The organism is bacterium, from assembly GCA_020854115.1.
Classification (GTDB): Bacteria; Patescibacteriota; Saccharimonadia; order CAILAD01.
In genome coordinates this window covers 1-19,457 of sequence record JADZGC010000001.1, presented here as the reverse complement: position 1 = coordinate 19,457, position 19,457 = coordinate 1, and the positions used below count along the sequence as shown (strand labels likewise).

General features: G+C 50.4%; 23 protein-coding genes. 5 read left to right on the top strand and 18 right to left on the bottom strand.

Annotated features, from left to right (window positions below; translation table 11 throughout):
• The 13 genes from lysS to rpsB all read right to left on the bottom strand — a co-directional run bounded on the left by lysS (position 1) and on the right by rpsB (position 11,029).
• Entirely contained in the window at positions 1 to 1,557 is a 1,557-nt protein-coding gene (gene lysS, locus IT415_00115) for a lysine--tRNA ligase (protein ID MCC7543107.1), read from the bottom strand.
• 82 nt (positions 1,558 to 1,639) lie between these two features.
• Complete coding sequence (gene greA / locus IT415_00110) at positions 1,640 to 2,101, bottom strand: transcription elongation factor GreA (GenBank protein ID MCC7543106.1); 462 nt, start codon at positions 2,099 to 2,101, stop codon at positions 1,640 to 1,642.
• Between the two features lie 178 nt (positions 2,102 to 2,279).
• Positions 2,280 to 4,124 carry a penicillin-binding protein 2 gene (gene mrdA / locus IT415_00105; GenBank protein ID MCC7543105.1) on the bottom strand — a complete coding sequence of 615 codons (1,845 nt, stop codon included), beginning with the start codon at positions 4,122 to 4,124 and terminating at the stop codon, positions 2,280 to 2,282.
• A gap of 168 nt (positions 4,125 to 4,292) precedes the next feature.
• Positions 4,293 to 4,790 (bottom strand): hypothetical protein, encoded by a 498-nt coding sequence (locus IT415_00100; protein MCC7543104.1) that lies wholly within the window; start codon positions 4,788 to 4,790, stop codon positions 4,293 to 4,295.
• On the bottom strand, positions 4,791 to 5,585 hold the full coding sequence (gene mreC, locus IT415_00095) for a rod shape-determining protein MreC (protein MCC7543103.1): 795 nt from the start codon (positions 5,583 to 5,585) through the stop codon (positions 4,791 to 4,793).
• A 22-nt stretch (positions 5,586 to 5,607) separates the two neighbouring features.
• Positions 5,608 to 6,678: a rod shape-determining protein gene (locus IT415_00090; protein ID MCC7543102.1), complete on the bottom strand. Its 1,071-nt coding sequence runs from the start codon at positions 6,676 to 6,678 to the stop codon at positions 5,608 to 5,610.
• 68 nt (positions 6,679 to 6,746) lie between these two features.
• Entirely contained in the window at positions 6,747 to 7,496 is a 750-nt protein-coding gene (locus tag IT415_00085) for a CPBP family intramembrane metalloprotease (protein ID MCC7543101.1), read from the bottom strand.
• Positions 7,474 to 8,556: a site-2 protease family protein gene (locus IT415_00080; protein ID MCC7543100.1), complete on the bottom strand. Its 1,083-nt coding sequence runs from the start codon at positions 8,554 to 8,556 to the stop codon at positions 7,474 to 7,476. Before IT415_00080 ends, IT415_00085 begins: the two co-directional genes overlap by 23 nt.
• A gap of 41 nt (positions 8,557 to 8,597) precedes the next feature.
• Entirely contained in the window at positions 8,598 to 8,750 is a 153-nt protein-coding gene (locus IT415_00075) for a hypothetical protein (GenBank protein MCC7543099.1), read from the bottom strand.
• A 97-nt stretch (positions 8,751 to 8,847) separates the two neighbouring features.
• Positions 8,848 to 9,018 carry a hypothetical protein gene (locus tag IT415_00070; protein ID MCC7543098.1) on the bottom strand — a complete coding sequence of 57 codons (171 nt, stop codon included), beginning with the start codon at positions 9,016 to 9,018 and terminating at the stop codon, positions 8,848 to 8,850.
• A 61-nt stretch (positions 9,019 to 9,079) separates the two neighbouring features.
• On the bottom strand, positions 9,080 to 9,637 hold the full coding sequence (frr, locus tag IT415_00065; GenBank protein ID MCC7543097.1) for a ribosome recycling factor: 558 nt from the start codon (positions 9,635 to 9,637) through the stop codon (positions 9,080 to 9,082).
• An 18-nt stretch (positions 9,638 to 9,655) separates the two neighbouring features.
• Positions 9,656 to 10,240, bottom strand: a complete 585-nt coding sequence (tsf, locus tag IT415_00060; protein MCC7543096.1) for a translation elongation factor Ts — start codon at positions 10,238 to 10,240, stop codon at positions 9,656 to 9,658.
• Positions 10,241 to 10,246: 6 nt separating this feature from the next.
• Positions 10,247 to 11,029, bottom strand: a complete 783-nt coding sequence (gene rpsB / locus IT415_00055) for a 30S ribosomal protein S2 (GenBank protein ID MCC7543095.1) — start codon at positions 11,027 to 11,029, stop codon at positions 10,247 to 10,249.
• Between the two features lie 376 nt (positions 11,030 to 11,405).
• Here rpsB and IT415_00050 point away from each other — a divergent pair, with 376 nt between their 5' ends.
• Both IT415_00050 and IT415_00045 read left to right on the top strand, forming a co-directional pair.
• Positions 11,406 to 11,939, top strand: coding sequence for a transglycosylase family protein (locus IT415_00050; GenBank protein ID MCC7543094.1), 534 nt, complete (start codon positions 11,406 to 11,408; stop codon positions 11,937 to 11,939).
• A gap of 271 nt (positions 11,940 to 12,210) precedes the next feature.
• Entirely contained in the window at positions 12,211 to 12,585 is a 375-nt protein-coding gene (locus tag IT415_00045; GenBank protein ID MCC7543093.1) for a hypothetical protein, read from the top strand.
• A gap of 63 nt (positions 12,586 to 12,648) precedes the next feature.
• Here the strand turns inward: IT415_00045 and IT415_00040 are convergent, their stop codons facing one another.
• Together IT415_00040 and IT415_00035 are read right to left on the bottom strand one after the other, a co-directional pair.
• On the bottom strand, positions 12,649 to 12,786 hold the full coding sequence (locus tag IT415_00040) for a hypothetical protein (GenBank protein MCC7543092.1): 138 nt from the start codon (positions 12,784 to 12,786) through the stop codon (positions 12,649 to 12,651).
• A gap of 308 nt (positions 12,787 to 13,094) precedes the next feature.
• Positions 13,095 to 13,874, bottom strand: a complete 780-nt coding sequence (locus tag IT415_00035; GenBank protein MCC7543091.1) for a slipin family protein — start codon at positions 13,872 to 13,874, stop codon at positions 13,095 to 13,097.
• 77 nt (positions 13,875 to 13,951) lie between these two features.
• On the opposite strand from IT415_00035, the gene rpmE reads away from it, so the two are divergent.
• The 3 genes from rpmE (at position 13,952) to prmC (ending at position 16,271) form a co-directional block, all read left to right on the top strand.
• A complete protein-coding gene (rpmE, locus tag IT415_00030) occupies positions 13,952 to 14,296 on the top strand; it encodes a 50S ribosomal protein L31 (protein ID MCC7543090.1) in 345 nt (114 codons plus the stop codon).
• 77 nt (positions 14,297 to 14,373) lie between these two features.
• Complete coding sequence (prfA, locus tag IT415_00025) at positions 14,374 to 15,435, top strand: peptide chain release factor 1 (GenBank protein MCC7543089.1); 1,062 nt, start codon at positions 14,374 to 14,376, stop codon at positions 15,433 to 15,435.
• Positions 15,435 to 16,271, top strand: coding sequence for a peptide chain release factor N(5)-glutamine methyltransferase (gene prmC, locus IT415_00020; protein MCC7543088.1), 837 nt, complete (start codon positions 15,435 to 15,437; stop codon positions 16,269 to 16,271). Before prfA ends, prmC begins: the two co-directional genes overlap by 1 nt.
• On the opposite strand, the gene IT415_00015 is transcribed toward prmC, so the two are convergent.
• The 3 genes from IT415_00015 to IT415_00005 all read right to left on the bottom strand — a co-directional run.
• Positions 16,255 to 17,331, bottom strand: a complete 1,077-nt coding sequence (locus IT415_00015) for a trypsin-like peptidase domain-containing protein (GenBank protein ID MCC7543087.1) — start codon at positions 17,329 to 17,331, stop codon at positions 16,255 to 16,257. The genes prmC and IT415_00015 overlap by 17 nt on opposite strands.
• A gap of 123 nt (positions 17,332 to 17,454) precedes the next feature.
• Positions 17,455 to 18,267: a hypothetical protein gene (locus IT415_00010; GenBank protein ID MCC7543086.1), complete on the bottom strand. Its 813-nt coding sequence runs from the start codon at positions 18,265 to 18,267 to the stop codon at positions 17,455 to 17,457.
• Positions 18,239 to 19,457 (bottom strand): LCP family protein (locus IT415_00005; GenBank protein ID MCC7543085.1); only part of this gene is annotated, 1,219 nt, incomplete at its 5' end. The genes IT415_00010 and IT415_00005, both read right to left, overlap by 29 nt.

Genomic DNA, 19,457 nt, shown 5'->3' with positions numbered 1-19,457 from the left:
CTACCGCTCACGCCTTAAGCGCGCCATAACGAAGTCACGATCCAGGTCAGCCAAGAATCCACCTAACTTCGGACCAGCATCTTTCTGAATAAACAACCGGTAGAGTAGCTTAAACCCATCGCGTGGCTGCACATCGTGTGCTTTTGCAGTCTCAAAAATTAGCGTCTGCACCACCTCTGCCTCTGGCGTTTCCGGATAGTCACTCGCTAGAGTCTGCAAGAAATCAGCCCCCTCAGCCGTGGGAGTAACATCTGGCAGCTCATCAGCTAGCGCAAACTTGATCGACTCTGGTGCATATTCCGTTTGCAACCAGTTTTTGATGTATGTTAGCTCACGCTGAATGACCGCTCCTTCGGCCTCTACCTGACTTGGATGTGTTTTCTTGAGCAGAGCGAGCGTCGCTTCTTCTTGCTGTCGGGCGGCTTGATAGGTTGTCACGAGGTGAGAATATGGAATAGTAGAGATGGTCGCATCAGATGGGTCGAGAACCGATACCCTCCAAGCTTGCTCAAACTGCGCTTCAAGCCCTGCCTGTACGGCTGCTTCTGTCGCAGCAAACTCATCGATGAGGTTATACATGCCTAGCCCTGGATCGAACTCGAGCACTTTCGATGGCATACTCTTAAACACAAAGTAGCGCAACACGTCAGGCGGAATAAATTCCAAAGCTTGATCGATAGTCACGAGATTACCAATCGAGCTCGACATCTTGCGTGTGTCGCCCTTGAGATTAATGGGGTTAAATGGCACCGGAATTGGCGGCTCGGTACCGAATACTTCGCGCTGAATCGCCGACCCAGTATCATAGCTTCCACCCTTAGTGGCGTGCTCTTTACCGAAACCTTCGACAGTCACGCCAAGCATATGCCAACGAGCTGGCCAGTCGACGCGCCAATCGAGCTTCACTTCGCCAGCTCGGATATCGGCTTGCTTCACCGCGCCGTCAGCCGAACGATATTCCACTAGCCCAGCTTCAGTATCAAAAGACAGGAATTCAGCAGTCCGCAAGTTCTGCGTCGCTGCATCAAGAATCTGCACAGGCTGCCAATCGGTCGGGACTTCTCGATGTGAGATGGTTTCAAGAATGCGCGCTATGTCATCACGTCGCTGAAGAGCTGTCGTAATGACTTCCGCAAACTTACCGGCCTGATACTCTTCATGTGATCGCCATATCTCCATCGGAATACCGAGCTTCTCGGCAGCCGCAGCGTAGGCAGAAAAGTATTGCTCGGCATAACTTGCCGAACGACCGTCCGGTGCTGGGACAATGTACACTGGCTTGCCGGCTTCTTGTTCGTAGGATTCTGGTAAGTAGGCGTAACGTTTTCGCAAAGCGTCAAAGTCATCTACATTATGCATATGTCGAGCTTCCAGACCACGCAACTCTAAGCCGCGCCGCACTGCCTCAGCGGTTAGGATCTCGCGCGCATGCCCGACGTGATATGGGCCTGAAGGGGTTATCCCAGAGCAGACTAAGACGGGCTGACCAGCAGCACGCTGCTCAACGGTATCAAGTATGGCATCTAGCCAATATTGCGATGTGTTTTGTGCTTCCATAGTTACTCCTTAGTGTATCAGGTTTAGAACCAGAAAGCCCGCCTAATGGCGGGCTTCGGCTTGGATTATTGTGTAGTGAGTTTTATGCAATCTTTTTGATCTTATAGACCATAGTACCCGCCGGCACGTCTACTTCTACCTCATCACCAGGCTTCTTCCCAAGAAGAGCCTTCCCAATCGGACTTTCGTTACTAATCTTACCTGATTCTGGATCAGCTTCAGTCGAACCAACGATCTGAAACTGCTGCTCACCAGTCTCCAGCTCTACATGTACCGTCGAACCAACCGAAACAACATCACCATGTGATTCGGCAATTTCCACGGAGTTCTTTAAAATATGCTCGATCTCAGCAATACGGCCTTCGATAAACGCTTGGCGCTCCTTTGCATCATCCCAGCTTGCATTCTCCGAGAGATCACCAAATTCCTTGGCTTCTTTGAGGGCTGCTGCAATTTTCTTGCGCTGTACTTGCACCAAATCATCGAGCTCGGTTCGAAGCTTGTCTAGACCATCCTTGGTAACATAAAATTCTTTCTTTGCCATGGCTGTAGTTCTCCTTATATGAAATACCTTGCCCTTCCCGTCGAGCTATGCCCTCCAAAAAAGAAAAGCCCCTCGAAGAGCCTCGGTAATTAACACAGGTTGTAATCCTTGTCGGAACGTATTATATACGCGTCATATTTTGCCGGTCAAGGGGTTTGACGACAGTTTGTCACGAGCGCTATCGTGGCTGCTTACCGACCGTAAAATACCACTTCAAAGTGTCACGCACGACTGGCAAAGCGTATTCTGCACCTTCACCTGAATTTTCGACCAAAGCCACGACCACAATCTCCGGATTGTCACTCGGTGCAAACGCTTCAAACCACGCATGCGGTCTAGTGCGAGGATTTTTACCATCATACCCCTCCGAACTTGTTTCGGCTGTACCCGTCTTGCCACTGACCGGCACCGGCACTTCGCGATTCGTAGAACAACAGCCCGTGCCCTCAAGCATCGTCTGGCGCATCCCCTGTTTCACAATTTCAATATTCGCCTGACTCAAAAATCCCTCACGGACTACTTCCGGCTTAATCTCACGTACTACTTTTCCTTGGGTATCAATGACTGCACTCACCATATGGGGACGCGTAACTTTACCATTATTCGCAATCGCTGCGATAGCTACTGCTAACTGCAGAGGTGAGACTCGCATATCGTCTTGTCCGATCGACATATTATATGTATTTCCCGTTCCCCAATCCTCTCCTGTCTGCTGTTTTCTCTTCTCTGGCGTAGGCACATATCCAGCAGCTTCGTCCCCGCTGTCGATGCCGGTCTTTTGACCAAAGCCAAACAAATTATAGTATTTCAGAAGTCGTGATATCCCCAGGCCTCGAAAATCCTGATACCCACCACCAACGTAATAGAAAAATACATCCGAGCTCATCGCTATCGCTCGATAAACATTCACTAGCCCTAATCCTTCTGGCTTCCATCCCTTGAAGGTATAGACAATTGAAGGATCATAAATATTTACCACTTCAATCTTCCCGGTGTCATTTATGGTAGTCGAATTATTGATCACCCCTTCCTGAAGTGCAGCCAGCGAAACGAGCGGTTTGATAGTAGAACCGATCGGATACCCACCAGCTGTAACCTTATTAAAAAGCGGTCGATCGGGGTTATTGACGAGGGACGTATACGCCTCCTGCTTGATGCCTTTCGCGAAAAGATTCGTATCGTAGGTGGGCACATTGACGACAGCCAAGATCTCGCCTGTCTGTGGGTTGAGGGCCACGCCGGCAGCACGAGTACTTCCGGCAGCTGTCATATATTTCGTAAGACTCTCAGCCATTATTTTCTCAAGACCAAAATCGATACTGAGCCGTAGAGAGTTACCTGGCGCAGAATCTTTGCTCGCCAGCACCTTAATCGGCTTTCCGGTCGCATCGACTTCGGTCTGCTCGGCGCCATCACGGCCACGTAGATCAGACTCATAGGCGCGCTCCAAGCCAACCTTACCGATATAGTCAGTCTGCTGATAATCAGGGTGAGCCTTGAGGTCATCACCCGATACGCGACCTGTATATCCGAGAAAATGCGCCAAGTAGCCCTGATCAACATATTCTCGTACCGGATTTGTCTCGAGATTTACGCCTTGCAACTTACTCATCCGCTCCTCTATAGCCAGCGCGACATCGCGCTCAACATTAGGCTGAATGAGCACCGGCGCTGGTGATTGTCGACCATCTTTTTCGATCTGTTTTTGCAAATCATCAGTTGAACGCTGCATGATGCGGCTCAATTCGTCATAGACTTGTTGGCGATCTTGAGGTTTCTTGGGCATGCGTGCAGGAACAGCAACCAGATCGAAGTTCGCAACATTGCGCGCCAGAAGTTCGCCATGACGATCGTAGATTGCCCCGCGAGGAGCCCGCAAAACCGTTTGCCGCACACGATTCCCATCTGCGAGTGCTTGATAGCGTGCCCCCTGTATGAGCTGCAATTGCGCTAATTGCCCAATCAGTATTAGACCCACTAACGCAACCGCGCCAATAAACCAACGGATATAACCCGACTGCATAGTCTGGCGAGACTCAGACGCCTCACCACTACCGGGCAAAACAGCCTGAGACCATGTCTCGCTCTCCTGAATGGCGAGCTCATGCTTATTGCCTGGCCGCTTGAGAGTCAGCTGACTCGAAGTATTCCCAAAGATTGCTCGTTTGATGTGTACACCCCTCCTGACTCATTATCTCGGCAGCTTATACTGAGCTGTCGATTCGCGTCCCGCAAAAAGAATATAGTGCCCAAACGCGATACCAAGTACATTATACACGCACTCCAGCCCACTGCGCAGCAAAACGGTTGTGATACCACTTGTTAGGCTGGTGCTTGAAAGTGTGAGAAATATGGCCAGATTGTATGCGAGCGTCACACATACCCCAAGGACGATTAGAAATCCCGCCTGACTGGTTTCGGTAGCCTGCCGCAATACCACCTTACCAATGAGAACTATCAACAAACAGGCAATAATTTGCGCACCAGTCGAGGAGAGAGATGACATCTCAAGCACCACTCCAAGCGTGATCGAAAAGACTGCTAGATCCTCAAACCACCAACGATGCAAGAACGATATGATTGTAATAATCATGATATTTGGCACAACCGCCGAGCTGCTCAGCCCATGTATCGTAAGGTGCAAACACCCCACCAGAATCGCGAGAAGCATGATCCCTACGCGCCGCATCTACTTGGCCTTTACTACAAACACTACTTCAAGCCGAGCAAAATTAAGTGGAGACAATACACCAGCCGCCTGAAAGACCTCATTATCACTCTGTGCGACAGAATCAACCCCGCCAATAAGTAGCCCCCGAGGCACTTTATCGGAGCCGGCTGTCAAGACATTTTCTCCTTGATCAACCGTTTCACTCTGGGCAATCTGCTCAAACCGCAACCCGCTCCCTATCTGCCCGCGCACAATACCACGCGCGCGTTCACTCTGGCTCATTGCTTGGACTCGAAATTCCGGATCAGTTACCAAAAATATCACTGCCGAGCGTGGCAATACCCGCTGCACGCGACCAATGAATACCCCCGAGCTCACCACTGCCTCATCGACCTGCACGCCATCATTGCTCCCGCGATCAATCACTAATGCATGACGGATATTATCCGGTTCGTAAGCGGTCACACTGGCCCCGACTAATGATAGACTTTGACTCTTCTGAAAGTTGAGCTGTTGACGTAGAAGTTCGTTTTCATGCTCGACTTCTTTGAGCCGACTAATCTCGGCTTGTTGCTCGGTCGCCTGACGTTCTAGACGCCTGTTCTCTGTCGAAAGCCTTCCAAGCGTAGTGAGTGTATGCCACCCATCACCAATACCACGAAATATCCCACTCAATGTACGATTGATCGGCGTAACAAGCGAATCGAGCACGATACCTACCGGCCTCCACAGGCCTGCAACCTGAAGCACCGTGATCAGAGCGGCTACAACCAGGGCAGTAATAATTGATAGACGAATGTTCTTCCGCTGCATCAGCCCTCCTTTCTCGCTCCAATTACCGCGGCGTCTTTTCGTACTGCGTGGTCACGAGCACGTCCTTCAACGTATCAATATCCTCGAGTACTGCCCCTGTCCCACGTGCCACAGCCGTCAACGGGTCGTCGGCAATTACCACCGGCATCTTAGTCTGGGTCGTAAGTAATTTATCCAGCCCACGCAACAACGCACCACCTCCCGCTAGATATACACCCTTATCCATGATGTCTGCGATCAGTTCTGGTGGCGTCTCTTCGATCGTATCCTTCACAGCATTGACAATCGCTCGTACCGATTTCGAGAGTGCGACACGCACTTGATCAGAGTTAATAATAACTTCCTTCGGCAGTCCGGTCACGATATCTCGCCCACGAATTGGCGCCTCAAGTATTGTATCCAGATCCGTCGCCGAACCAACCGAGATCTTGATGGCTTCGGCAGTACGTTCACCGACCTGTAGATTAAACTCTTCTTTGGCGTACGCAATAATGTCCTCAGTCAGCTCGTCACCAGCGATACGAATAGAACGCGAAGCTACAATACCTCCAAGCGAAATAACCGCCACTTCACTCGTACCGCCACCGATGTCGACAATCATACTCCCAGCCGCGTCATGGACGGGCAGACCTGCCCCAACTGCTGCCGCCATCGGCTCTTCTATGAGATACGCTGCACGTGCCCCAGCATTCATGGCTGCGTCTTCTACGGCTCGCTTCTCCACCTCAGTCACGCCCGATGGTATACCAATGACGACGCGCGGTCGAGGAATGAGCACGAAATTATCCTTGTGCACCTTATCAATGAAGTACTTCAGCATCTGCTCGGTTACTTCGAAATCCGAAACCACTCCATCAACCAGCGGTCGATTTGCTACAATATTCGCTGGAGTCTTACCAACCATGCGCTTCGCATCGTCACCAATCGCGAGAATTTGCTTGGTCTTGATATTAATCGCCACTACACTCGGCTCGTTGATGATGATACCCTTCCCCCGTAAATACACCAAAGTATTAGCCGTCCCCAAGTCGATACCGATATCGTGAGACAGCCGCCCAAAAAATTGCGAAAAAGGAAGACGGGGCAGTTGCATGCTTATCCTCCAGTCTACCTGGTATCAGGAGGAGCTTCAAGCTGCAGTAACGAGAGACGCTAAGGTACTTAACTCGGTAACTGCAAGATAAACCAAAAAGCCACCGCGTTATTGAGGACATGTAGTATTATCCCTGGATAGAGACTGCGTGAGCGCATATACAGCCAAGTGAGCAGGAGGCCGAGTAAAAAGGTGTAAATACCGACGTTGATTTGCCCGTGTAGCCACCCAAAGCCCGCGGCCGAAACAATCACCGCGAACCAAGTCGGGAAACTAGATTGCAAAGCCTTAAAGATAATGCCCCGGAAGATAATTTCTTCGACAACTGGTGCTATCGCGACCGCCGCTACAAAGCTTGCTACCACCGCCCAATGTGCCTGTCCAAAACTGAGTATTTCTTGCTTCTGGTCAAGATTTACGGATGGACTTATCACTTCGATTATCGCAAAAGCGACGATTACTAAAGTGATTTGTAGAATATAGAGTCCTATAACGATAAAAACCCAATGCCACCGAAACGAAGTTAACCCGAGGTCGGTTGGCTTGAGCTTACGCCAACACATGATGCCGAGAATGATGGCCAGCTCAACGACAAGTGCCAGGAGGTATTGCATCAATGAAGCAAATGGATCATCGCGAATAAAAAGCCGCCCGAGCGAATCCGAGATGATGCCAGCCCTTCCCAAGAAATACACCCATATAGCAATCGCCACCGGAACGATTACGAGACCCAGATACGCGACGAGTGCATCAGTCGCTCGCCAAGGAGATTTCTGCCGTACGGGAGCGTTGTCTTTAGCGCCAGATTCGTGAGACATCGGAGATTGCCACAATTATTCCGAGGCCCATGAGTGCCACAAAGCCAATGGTATGCGCCCATGACTCATGATGGTCCTTGAGCGGCACACCAGCGCGACGCAACAAGATCACTGCTAGTCGACCGCCATCTAGGGCCGGAATCGGAAGACTGTTGAGGATGGCTAACGATAGTGATATCGAGGCTATCAGCGCCACAAAATAATCCCAGCCAAACTGTATAACCTGTGGTGCAGCTGCCGCAATACCGATCGGGCCTACTAAACCATCATTAACTTTTGCGGTCGTAAAGATACTCGCAATCGAACTAAAAAACATCGGCACCGACACGACAATCGTCTTCCACATTAGAGTCAAGCTAGCTAGTGGCGCGACCCACAGTTCATACCGCTGTCGCTGTTGAGAGAGTGCTGCGACACCGAGGATCCCCTTATTTGCATCACTCCCCAAGATCGCGGATCGAGTGATTTCTTCACCTTGGCGCACATACGTGATATCTACCGTCTTCCCGGCCCTATCACGAGTAGTTGAGCGCAATTCCTCCTCGTTTTGAGGCGCCACACCATCAATTCGCTTGATTTCGTCGCCATTCTGCAATCCAATACCCTTTGCTGCCGAATCAGGATTAACCGAATACACGACCAGGCGATTTGGTCCAGCTGCAATCGGCTGTATACTGCCAGCTCGCGGTAGATCAAACGGAAAGATGTTTGCCATCCCGACCACACACAGAATCGTGAGTAGCACCCAAGCGATGGCGAAATTCATTGTCACACCCGCCATCAGCACTTTGGTCTTTACCCAAACTGACTTGGTAGCAAAACTCGACGCCGTCTTACTTTCATTCTCCTCACCTTCGAGACGTACAAAACCACCCAGCGGCAACCAGTTGAAAGTGTACTCAGTACCACCGCGCTTGATACCGAAAGCCTTAGGTGGAAACCCGATGCCAAATTCATATACCTTGATGCCATTACGCTTGGCCACAATAAAGTGCCCAAACTCATGCGCAATCACCAGCGCCGAGAAGGCAAATATAACAAGCAGAATCATCCAGATCATTAGTATTAGTATATACGAAAAATATGAAAAACAACTGAGACTTATGCCTCAGTTGCAGGAGAGCCGAGCACTTCAGGATATTGATCTGGATGCGAAGCCAGATATGTGGTCCACTTACCGTCTGCATCAGTTGTAACTTGCGAAATGTATATGCGCGCTTCGAAGCCGCCGCGCTTATCTCTTTTTCGCGTCACCCGATCTCGAAGCATCTGCTCAGTTTGTCCCCGCAGTTCGGCTAGTAAATCAAGCAGTTCACGAACATCAGCGAGCTCCTCATCGATTTCATGGGCCTCAGCTTTTTTGCAACTCTATTGCCTCTTCGACAATTGTATCTCGAACCGCCCGTTCAAAAGCCTCCGGCTCAAGTATGTGGTACGCGACATCGTCGCCACTTACCATAATTTCATCAAGGATCTTGTCGCGAGCCAGCTTCTGAAATATGAAAGTACGGCGCTTACTCATACCCGCATCATATCAAAAAAGCCCCGATATGGGGCTTTTTGAGTATTATTTGAGTCGAGTATTAGACCGTCATCAGCTCTTGCTTCTTTTCATCGTGCAGCTCCTGAGCATCTGCTTGATACTTGCGAATCAGCTCATCAAGCTGCTTTTCAGTCTTGAAGTACTCGTCTTCAGGCATACTGCCGTCTTCCTTGCCCTTCTTTGCGTCTTTCAGGCCATCATGACGGGCATTGCGGAGGCTAATATGGCACTCTTCGAGCTTTTCGGCGATGAGCTTTACAAGACTCTGTCGACGCTCTTCGGTCATGGCTGGCATCTGCATTCGCACCATCGTACCATCAGTCGCCGGACTCAAGCCGAGAGCCTCATTTTCGCGGATTGCCTTCTCAACTGCAGCGACATTCTGTGCATCCCAGACTTGAACCTGGATTGTTTTTGGATCTGGTGCCGATACCGTCCCAACAGCCTTAATCTGCATCTCTTGACCATAGACGTTCACTGACAGCGAATCAACTAAGCCAGGATGAGCGCGACCTGCCTGGACGTTCTTGAGCTCACCATCAAAGTGCTCGATGGAGGCTTTCATCAGTGTTTCGGTATTCTTGAGGATTTCTTGCATACTTCTATTGTACGCCGATTATTGACCGAGTTCGAGGCGGGTGAAGCGACGCACGACGATGTTCTCACCGAGCTTACCAATGACGCTTTTCACATATTCATCAACAGTCATCGAATCATCCTTATAGAATGGCTGCTCGAGCAAGCAGATGCCTGCAAGCCACTTGTCCATCTTGCCTTCGATGATCTTACCCACGTGCTCCGCCGGCTTGCCAGTCTCTTTGACTTCTTCTTCAAAGAGACTTTTTTCTTTTGTCATCACTTCTTCTGGTACTTCATCGCGCCTCACGTATTGTGGGCTAATGGCAGCGATATGCAGTGCCAGCTCTTCGACGAGATTCTGGAAGTCTTCAGTCTTGACAACAAAGTCAGTCTCGCAGTTCACTTCCACCAGTACGCCAATGCGGCCACCATGGACGTAGCTTCCGATCATGCCAGCACCAGCCACACGATCAGCCTTCTTATCTGCCTTCGCCATGCCTTTGACGCGCAGGATTTCTTGAGCTTTCTCGATATCGCCGTTGGCTTCCGTAAGTGCCTCCTTGGCCTGCATCATGCCGGCCCCCGTCATTTCGCGTAGCTTCTTGATGTCTTCGATTGACATAGGTGATTAACCCTCCGATTCTTCGTTTTTATCTGATTTGGTCTTGGCGGCATAGGCAGCAGCGCCTTTGCTTGCAGCCTGAGCGATGCGGTTAGTGATCAATGCAACTGACTTCACTGCATCATCATTCGCAGGAATAACGTACTGCACACCCTCTGGGTTAGCATTCGTATCAGCCATAGCAATGACCGGGGTCTTCAAGTGATTCGCTTCCTTGATCGCGATCGTCTCACGCGGGATATCAACGATAAACAATGCATCTGGCAATTGAGTCAAATCTCGCACGCCACCAAATGTCTTGGAGAGCTTCGTGGTCTCTTCGTCGCGCAAGAGGCGCTCTTTCTTGGTAAGCTTATCAAAGCTACCATCCTCGCGTTGCGCTTCAAGCTTCTTGAGATGACGAATACGACTCGAGATAGTCTCCCAGTTGGTCAACATCCCGCCAAGCCAACGATAGGTGACGTACGGCATACCGGCGTCCTTAGCAGCCTTCTCAACGACAGCCTTGGCCTGACGCTTGGTAGCAACAAAGAGTACAGTCTTACCTTGTCCGGTAAGTTGCTCGACGATCTTCTCGGCTTCTTTGAGGCGAGTTTCCGTCTGAATGAGGTCAAGAATATGTACCCCATTGCGTGCTGAATGAATAAATGGGGCCATTTTTGGATGCCAGCGCTCAGTCTTGTGACCAAAGTGGACACCAGCTTGCAGGAGCTCCTGAAGTGCGCTTGCACTTGGAGCAGTAGTTTTTTTAGCCGACACCTTCTTAGGAGCCGTAGTTTTTATTGACATATTGCTTCCTTTTCTCGTAGTAGCTCTTCCCAAGCGGGAGGAAGTTTTTTGTGAGCTACTGAAAGATTAATTACTTTAGCTCGCCTATCTTATCCTATCTGTTACAATCTGTCAATCCAGAGTTGCACAAGAATAATAAGCATAAGGGCTTGACAAAACACCCTATATAGGGTAATATACACGCCGTTCTCAGGAATTGACGACCGTATCTAGATCAGATGTGACAGATAGGGTCTTTTTTCTTGGGAGGGTCCCTATAAACGTACCCTTTCTGGCAACAGATATGATACACACGGTGACTCCTACGGAGGGTGGAAAGGAGCAATGAACCAGTGAGTCTCGCGCTCACGATTCTATGCGTACTATCCACACAGCTATGGCGGTTCTCGCCGTAGCTACACTACAGGTAACCACTCAGGTCGTGCACACTCCGGTTACCGTCCAGCTCCCTGCCCGTGTGGCAGAAGCTGCGGCTTCGAGCACGCACGCCCTCACCTTTACAACCAAATCTGCCAGCCCCCTGAAGGTAGCTTCGACCGTTCCGTCGTTTGACGACGCGGTTGTGAAACCCCTCAAGGCGAAGCAGGAAGCTGATGCCAAGGCTGAAGCTGCTAAGAAAGCAGCCATCCGAGTTGCTACTGCTATCAAGCGAACACCTGTCATTATTGGCGGTGACGACGCTTTTGCGCAGTTGCGATTCTGTGAAGCTGGTGGTGACTATACTAAGAACACCGGTAACGGTTTTTTTGGTGCCTACCAGTACAACCTGAGTACGTGGGCAAACTATGGTGGCTATGCGCGACCAGACCTCGCTCCACCAGAAGTTCAGGATGCCAAGGCTCGTGAGACTCAAGCCCGACGTGGTTGGAGTCCATGGCCAGCTTGTGCTCGTAAGCTTGGTCTTTTATAAGACCAGCAAACTAGCACTTGGTTCAAAGCAAAGCCCCCTTTCTCTCCGGAGATTGGGGGTTTTGTGATTCAATGGCTACCATACACATCCTCTTGACGGCGAGGCGTATAATTATACATAAGCACTTTTCGAAAGAAATCGAGGTGTCAATAGAACCTTCACCCGGGTTAATAGGGGGATTCTTTCGCACTCAAGCCAGGCTCACACCTACGGCCAGGCACGATACAAAAGATCGAGTAATACCCGAAACAAGAACAAAAGGTGGAATCATATGACAGACGAACAGCTCGCTATCAGGGCAAAGTGCCCTGTGTGGGCCGTACGAGCCCTGAAGCAATATCACTTCACACCAGACTCATGGACAGAAGAAGATGTCCGCACGATACACATGCAGCCATCCCACCCATCAGAGCCGCACACTGTGGTCTTGGCCTTCCATCATGTCAATGGGCGCCTCTTTATGCGTAGTGTCATGCTGTCGTCCAGCGGCGTCATACGCACCAGCTTGGTCCGTCCCCGTTCATCGTGCGGGGATCGCATTCCGCGCACCGGCTGTCGGCCAGTTGTTGTAAGGCAGCGAGATGCGGAAGCGCTCGCCAAACTCGTCACCGGTAACGCCCAAGAAGCTGTGCTCATACTCGCTTAGACGCCTTTTTCTTTATCCTTCAATTAGTCCCGCGAGGCTATATGCTTCGCGGGACCTATTACATTAAGACTCTTTGATCTTCATATGGTATTGCTGGAGGAATTGTGGCAAGAACCCAATCGCTTGCTTGTACTCAAGCTCATGACCGCTAAGCGTCTCGAACCCGGAGATCTTACCTAGCTTCGTGCCAGTTAGATCCATCTCTTTCACTCCAAATTTACACTGCGACAGATCAACTTCCCTTCAATCACAGTCGATAAATTTCACTAACTTAAACTCAGAGCCGTCGAAATCCACATCGTCAAAGATCAGTTACGAAACTCAACTCGCATAAAGTGACTCAGACACCAATCTACCACCGAAAACTTGCAATCTTCGAAGATACTCTCAATCACATAACTATCATGGGCATCGATTGCGGCATAACGGCAATCCAGTACGTGCTGCCTGTGCCAACTCGTACGCGTGAGCTTTTGATCGAGAAATTGCTTATGAGTGAGCTTAAACGCCTATTTCGTCGGCTTCTCTATACGTATATTCTCAAGTGCAAAGAATTTATTGATATCATCGGTCGTCGGCAGAAACTGATTTGGAAAGATGATGGTCGAGTTCTTCTCGACTGCGATCTCCGAGAGGGTCTGGAGATTACGCAGCTGCAACGCAACTGGATGCTGCGCGATCTGATCGGCAGCTTGACTCAATTTATCCACCGCAGCAAGCTCTCCTTCTGCAGCGATCACCTTCGCACGCTTCTCACGCTCGGCTTCGGCTTCCTTCGCCATCGCCCTTTGCATGCTCTCCGGCAGCTGGATGTCCTTGATCTCCACGATACTCACCTGCACGCCCCATTCTTCGGTCTGTCGATCGATCACTGCCTTAATCTGTTCATTAATTTTCGTAGTCTGCGAAAGGATTTCATCGAGCACAAATTGACCGGCGATATTGCGCACGCTCGTCTGGGCGATCTGATTGACTGCACTCGCTACGTCAGCAATCGCCACCAAAGCCTTAGTGGCATCGACGACTTTGTAGTACGCAACCGCGGCCACATCAATCGACACATTGTCTCGAGTGATAATCTTTTGACTCACAATCGGCATAGTGATCGTCTGCAAGCGGACTTTTCGTAGCTGATCGATAAGCGGGATTATGATCCTGAGACCTGGCTCCTTCTCACCTACCACACGCCCGAGACGAAAGACAACTCCTCGCTCATATTGCTGCACTATTTTTAGCCCAGCAATAATAATAACCAGCGCGATAATACCTAAAATCATGATCAGATCCATCAGATGTACTCCCATTAATGGTCTCACCATACACTACCGTTGACCGACTTGTCACTATCTGGTATCATGGTCGGGTTATGAAAGCCAATATCCATCCAGATTGGGTTGAGACCAAGGTAACCTGCCTCGGTTGTGAGACAACTTTTATGAGCCACTCTACCGTGCCAGAAATCACGGTCGAAATCTGCTCAAATTGTCACCCATTTTATACCGGTAAGCAGAAGCTCGTCGACACCGCAGGTCGTGTCGATCGCTTTGAGGCACTGCGTAAGAAGTCAGCTAGCATCCAGAAGACTACTGCCCCGAAGAAAGCTAAGACTGAGAAGGCTGCCAAGACCAAGGCTACACTTGCCGATATCAAAAAAGAGCTCAAGGCCGAAACTGTTGACGCTCCAGCCGAAGCTCCACAAACTGATAAATAACTACTAGATAACATGCATGCGACGCCACATCATGGGCGTCGTTTCGCGTATAACCTGATACAATCAAGGGTAAGACTATGATAGACCAAGCCGTTATCGACAAGACCAAAGCCCGCCTAGACGAACTCGCAATCGAGCTCGCCAAGCCAGAGATATATGCCAGCTCCCGAGCCGGGGCCTTGGTGAATGAACAACGTGAGCTCACTGATAAACTCTCGTTGTTTGAAGCTGTCCAAAAAACCGAACTAGAGCTCGAAGAAGCCCGTGGCCTCATCGGCGACGCCGAGATGGGGACACTCGCCAAGGAAGAAATCCTTGAGTTGGAGGCGCGACTCGTGGAATTACAGAATAAGGTTAGACTCGCACTTGTACCAACCGACCCACACGACGCTAAGACCGCCATTATTGAAATCCGCGCCGGAGCTGGCGGTGATGAGAGTTCGCTCTTCGCCGGAGAGTTAGCTCGCCTGTACGCTCGTTTTGCCGAAACTCACGGCCTTAAGCTCACCATGCTCTCAGATAGCCCAAATGAAGTCGGTGGATACAAAGAAGTCATCTTTGAAGCCAGCGGACCGAATGCCTATGGAAAATTCAAGTACGAATCTGGTGTACATCGTGTCCAGCGCGTGCCAGCTACCGAGTCTCAGGGTCGCATCCACACCTCGACCGTCACCGTCGCAGTACTTCCGGAAGCTGAGGAGACCGAGATCGAGATCGCCGACAACGAGATTCGCGTCGACGTCTATCGTTCGAGTGGGAATGGCGGCCAGAGCGTCAACACAACCGACTCAGCCGTACGCCTGACCCACCTCCCAACTGGCATTGTGGTGACCTGTCAGGATGAAAAAAGTCAGATCAAAAACCGTGCCAAAGCCCTAGCTGTCCTTCGCTCACGCTTGCTTGCCCTCGAAGAAGAAAAGCGCCGTCAAGAACTTGGGGATGTTCGTTTGAGCCAAATTGGTACAGGGGATCGATCAGAGAAGATCCGGACCTACAATTTCCCTCAGGATCGCATCACCGATCATCGTATCGGCTTCACTACGCACGGGCTTACGCGCTTTATGGATGGTGAAATCGACGAACATCACGCAGCCCTCAAAGAAGCCGATATCGAGCGAGCGCTCGACAGCCAAAAATAATGACTATTAAAGAAGCAATTCAGCAAGCAACTGAGGTGCTCGCACAAGCCGAGATCTCAGGCGCACGAACCGACACTGAGCTCATCCTCGCCCACGTCTTGCAACAGGATCGAGCTTGGCTGCTTGCGCACGAATATGATTCATTGACTCAAGAGCAATTGCGATTGACTACTTCGCTTGTTCAAAAACGCGCCCAGCGACAACCATTAAGCTACGTGCTAGGTACACGAGAATTTGCCAGCCTTGATTTCAAAATTGATGCGCGTGTACTTACACCACGAGTCGAAACCGAGACAGTTGTCGACCAAGTCATCAAGCGAGCCCCACGCGCCGCTCGCACCCTCGATGTCGGCACCGGTTCGGGAGCAATGGCTATAGCCTTAAAATATCATCGACCAGACATCATCGTAACTGCCAGCGAAATATCGAAGGATGCGCTCGAGCTCGCACGAGAAAACGCCCAACGACTACTAGGTAAGAATTATGAGATTACCTTTATAGAATCAGATCTCTTAGAATCTGTCGAGGATGTATTCGACATCATCGTTGCAAATCTCCCGTATGTCACGCGCTCGATGGACCTGCTACCCGAAGTCCAAGCTGAGCCTGATGTCGCACTTTTTGGTGGCGCCGATGACGGCCTCGATCTATACCGGAAGTTTTTCGATCAACTCCCCGGCCATGCACACGATCAGACTCAGCTCTGGATCGAGTCTGATCCCTGGCAACAACCAGCCCTCATAACACTCGCCCAGACGGTCGACATGAAGCCTATCTTCCAGGATTATTTCATCCTCGGCCTACAACGGGCGACTAAGACTAATTCGCCGGACTAACCTCAAAAGTCACTTTCGCTGTCTGCTCATTACCATCCCGGTAGTACTTTACATCCACCGTCTGCCCAACCTTAAATTGCACCACCACATTGGATAGCGGGGTCTTTGTGTTGACGTCCTTATCGCCAATCTTGGTAATAATGTCACCCTCGCGCAAACCAGCCTTTTGCGCCGGGCTACCCGACACAACCGCAAGAGTTTGGTCATCGCCACGCAGCAGTGCGCCTTCCTTAACCGGGAGATTGTTTCGCTCTGCAAAAGCCTGTGTGAGCATCACATAGCGCACACCAAGATATGGGCGCTCGATCTTGCCGGTCGTCTTAACAGTGTCAAGTGTGGTTTTAACTTCATTAATCGGAATCGCAAACCCGATATTCTGTGCATTCTGACCAGCGATCGCCGTATTGATACCGATCACCTGTCCTTCGATATTCAGTAACGGACCACCAGAGTTGCCTGGGTTAATTGCTGCATCAGTCTGGAAGAGATTCGTCAGCTGCTCCATACCACCAGAACCATCAGATGCTTCGATCGGCCGACTTTTGCCAGATATGACACCGGTAGTAACGGTGTTTGCAAACTGACCCAGAGCGTTACCGATCGCAACCACACGCTGTCCGACCTCTACCTTGTCGCTATCACCCAGCTCAGCTGCCTGCAGCCCACTTGCTTCAACGCGCAAAAACGCCACGTCGTTAGCAGGATCGGTTGCAATGAGCTTGCCCGTGTATTGCCTGCCATCAGTAGTCGTGACTGTAAATGAACTCGCTCCCTCGACGACATGCTTGTTGGTAAGTATCAAGCCGTCACTGGTAACGATAATTCCCGTGCCAGCACCCTGTTGAGACTGGTTGAGACCAAAGATACTGCGCACCGCACTGCTGGTCGTAATACTGACGACACTCGGGCTCACCTTTTTAACCAAGTCTATTGTTGCCGAGTTTTCTTGGAGGGTAACTTGCTTATTTTGAGCTACGAGATTTGCTACTGGTGTTGACTTCGTGGCATACCCATACAAACCAGCTCCCAGTACACCTGACAGAAATGAGATCAGTGCCATCATTACTAATGATGGCTTGGTTGATTTCGGTTTGCGCACCGGCTTCGACTTCACTGGCAGCACAGGCTGCATGTCTTTGGATTCCATCTATCACTCCCTCCAAGGGTTTCGATTAATTTATCACTATATTGGCATCACAAGTAGCGCGATGAGTGCGATTGTGCACATCATACCATACTCAAGCACCAGAGCTTTTGAGAGCCTGCGGCGGCTATGCAGTTGCAACATGAACCCCCAAGCATATGCCAAGACCAGGATCATCAAGCTCGATCGAGTCAGCAGAACTCCCCAAGGCTGTACTGGATTATATACCGTGATAGCAAAGCTAGAGACCCATACTAATTCAACCGACACAAGTGCCCAGATCGAGGCAACGAATGAATTGTGAAATCCCAATCGCTCAAGCCAGAAGTGCGCCAGTACATACTGAGCCACCCAAACAAGCAACATTACCAGCCAAAGCAATTCAGGTACTTGGATGAGCCACAATCCTGCTATAGTATGCACGAACACGACTGAGAACAAACTGTGAAGGCTTTGGTCGACACTGCGATTCGGGTCAAACTGCACAAGCAAAAAACGTACTTGCCAGATCATCGCAATCGCCAAGACTACGGATCGTACAGCTAGACTGGTCTGAAAGATATCCTCAAGTAGCACAACATACGCGATCGCAATACCAACAATCAGAAGTGGCTCCAGAGCACGAGTCAAGATAACGAGGAGTGTCCTGTGTAAGAGTAAGCGGCGTACAGTCCAAAGTGTGACTAGCGACGACATGAGGATAGCCACCGGCCATGCTTGCCGCAGCAGCCCAAAAGCCAAAGCCAGCGCCAGTAAAAAAATATGCGCAATCAATGTGCGCTGAGCGAGTATTAGTCTTGGTTTATGTCGAGCGGTACGATTCTTACCGACTCGTTTGATTCGTCGTCCCATAGGACCCCCCGATTTCTACTATGATATCAGCATCCGCACTCGTCGCGCTATCGGGTACGGCGGATATTAGGAAGCGATTTTCGAGATATTTACGCGTAAATGGCTTGGCTCCGTTTGACGCATCAAGCAAACGCACTGCCAGCTCAGACTGCGCAGGCACGACTTGCACCTGCTTGACCGCGTAATTATAGCTTTCAAGTAATGTCCGGACTGTCTCGCCACTCCCCCGGCCTGAAGCATCTCGCACAATCACTCGAGCCTGTTCCTGAACTATGTAGTGATCTGCAAACAACTTGTGTGCAAATGCCTGAATGTCAGCAAATTTACCTGATCCTAGCTTTGGCACCACAACACTAGCGCCACCGATATTCGCAGTGTGTACAAGTTGTGTTGTATCAATATCTATGACTTTTGTCACAATATCATCCGACTTCACATCATGTAGGATGGTAGCCAGATTCTGCAGCTCCTCAGTCTGCAGGTCAGTCTGCGTATGTGCACCTAGCGTATCAATCATCGCTGCCAGCTTCATTGGGTTCGTAAGCGTCGACGCCGCTAACGCCCGCTCGCGCAATGCAACCAGCACCTGTTCTTGGCGCATAGAACGCCCGAAGTCATCGCCGCAGTTACCTTTGCGGCAGCGCACGTACCTCAGTGCTGTGGCGCCGTTCATGGTTTGTACGCCAGCTCTGACCGAAAACCCGCAGACATAGCGCGGATCTCGATCACACGGATATTCACTATCATACAAATCATTGGGTACATCAATCGTGACGCCACCCATAGTATCGACAATTTTTTTGAAGCCCGTGAAGTCTAGGCGGGCATAATAATGAATTGGTACGTCCAGCACCGTGCCAACTACCTTCTTCGATAGTTCTGGGCCACCATAGGCGTGTGCGGCATTGATTTTATCGTACCCATACCCAGGAATTGGCACATACAGATCACGTGGGATACCCAGCATGGCTACAGTCTTAGCCTTAGTATCTATACTTGCGACCATCATCGTATCGGAAAGCCCGGCTCCAGCATGATTCGCATCACCTACCCCCAAGAGCAAAATGTTTACTCTCAGTTCTCCCTCACCCTTCAATGAAGCAAGCTCTGGGTCTGGTGCGTTGTTCTGCAAGGCTGTGGTTGTTGGCCCCACATGTCGAACGACAACATGGTGCAGAGCTGCCCACGCT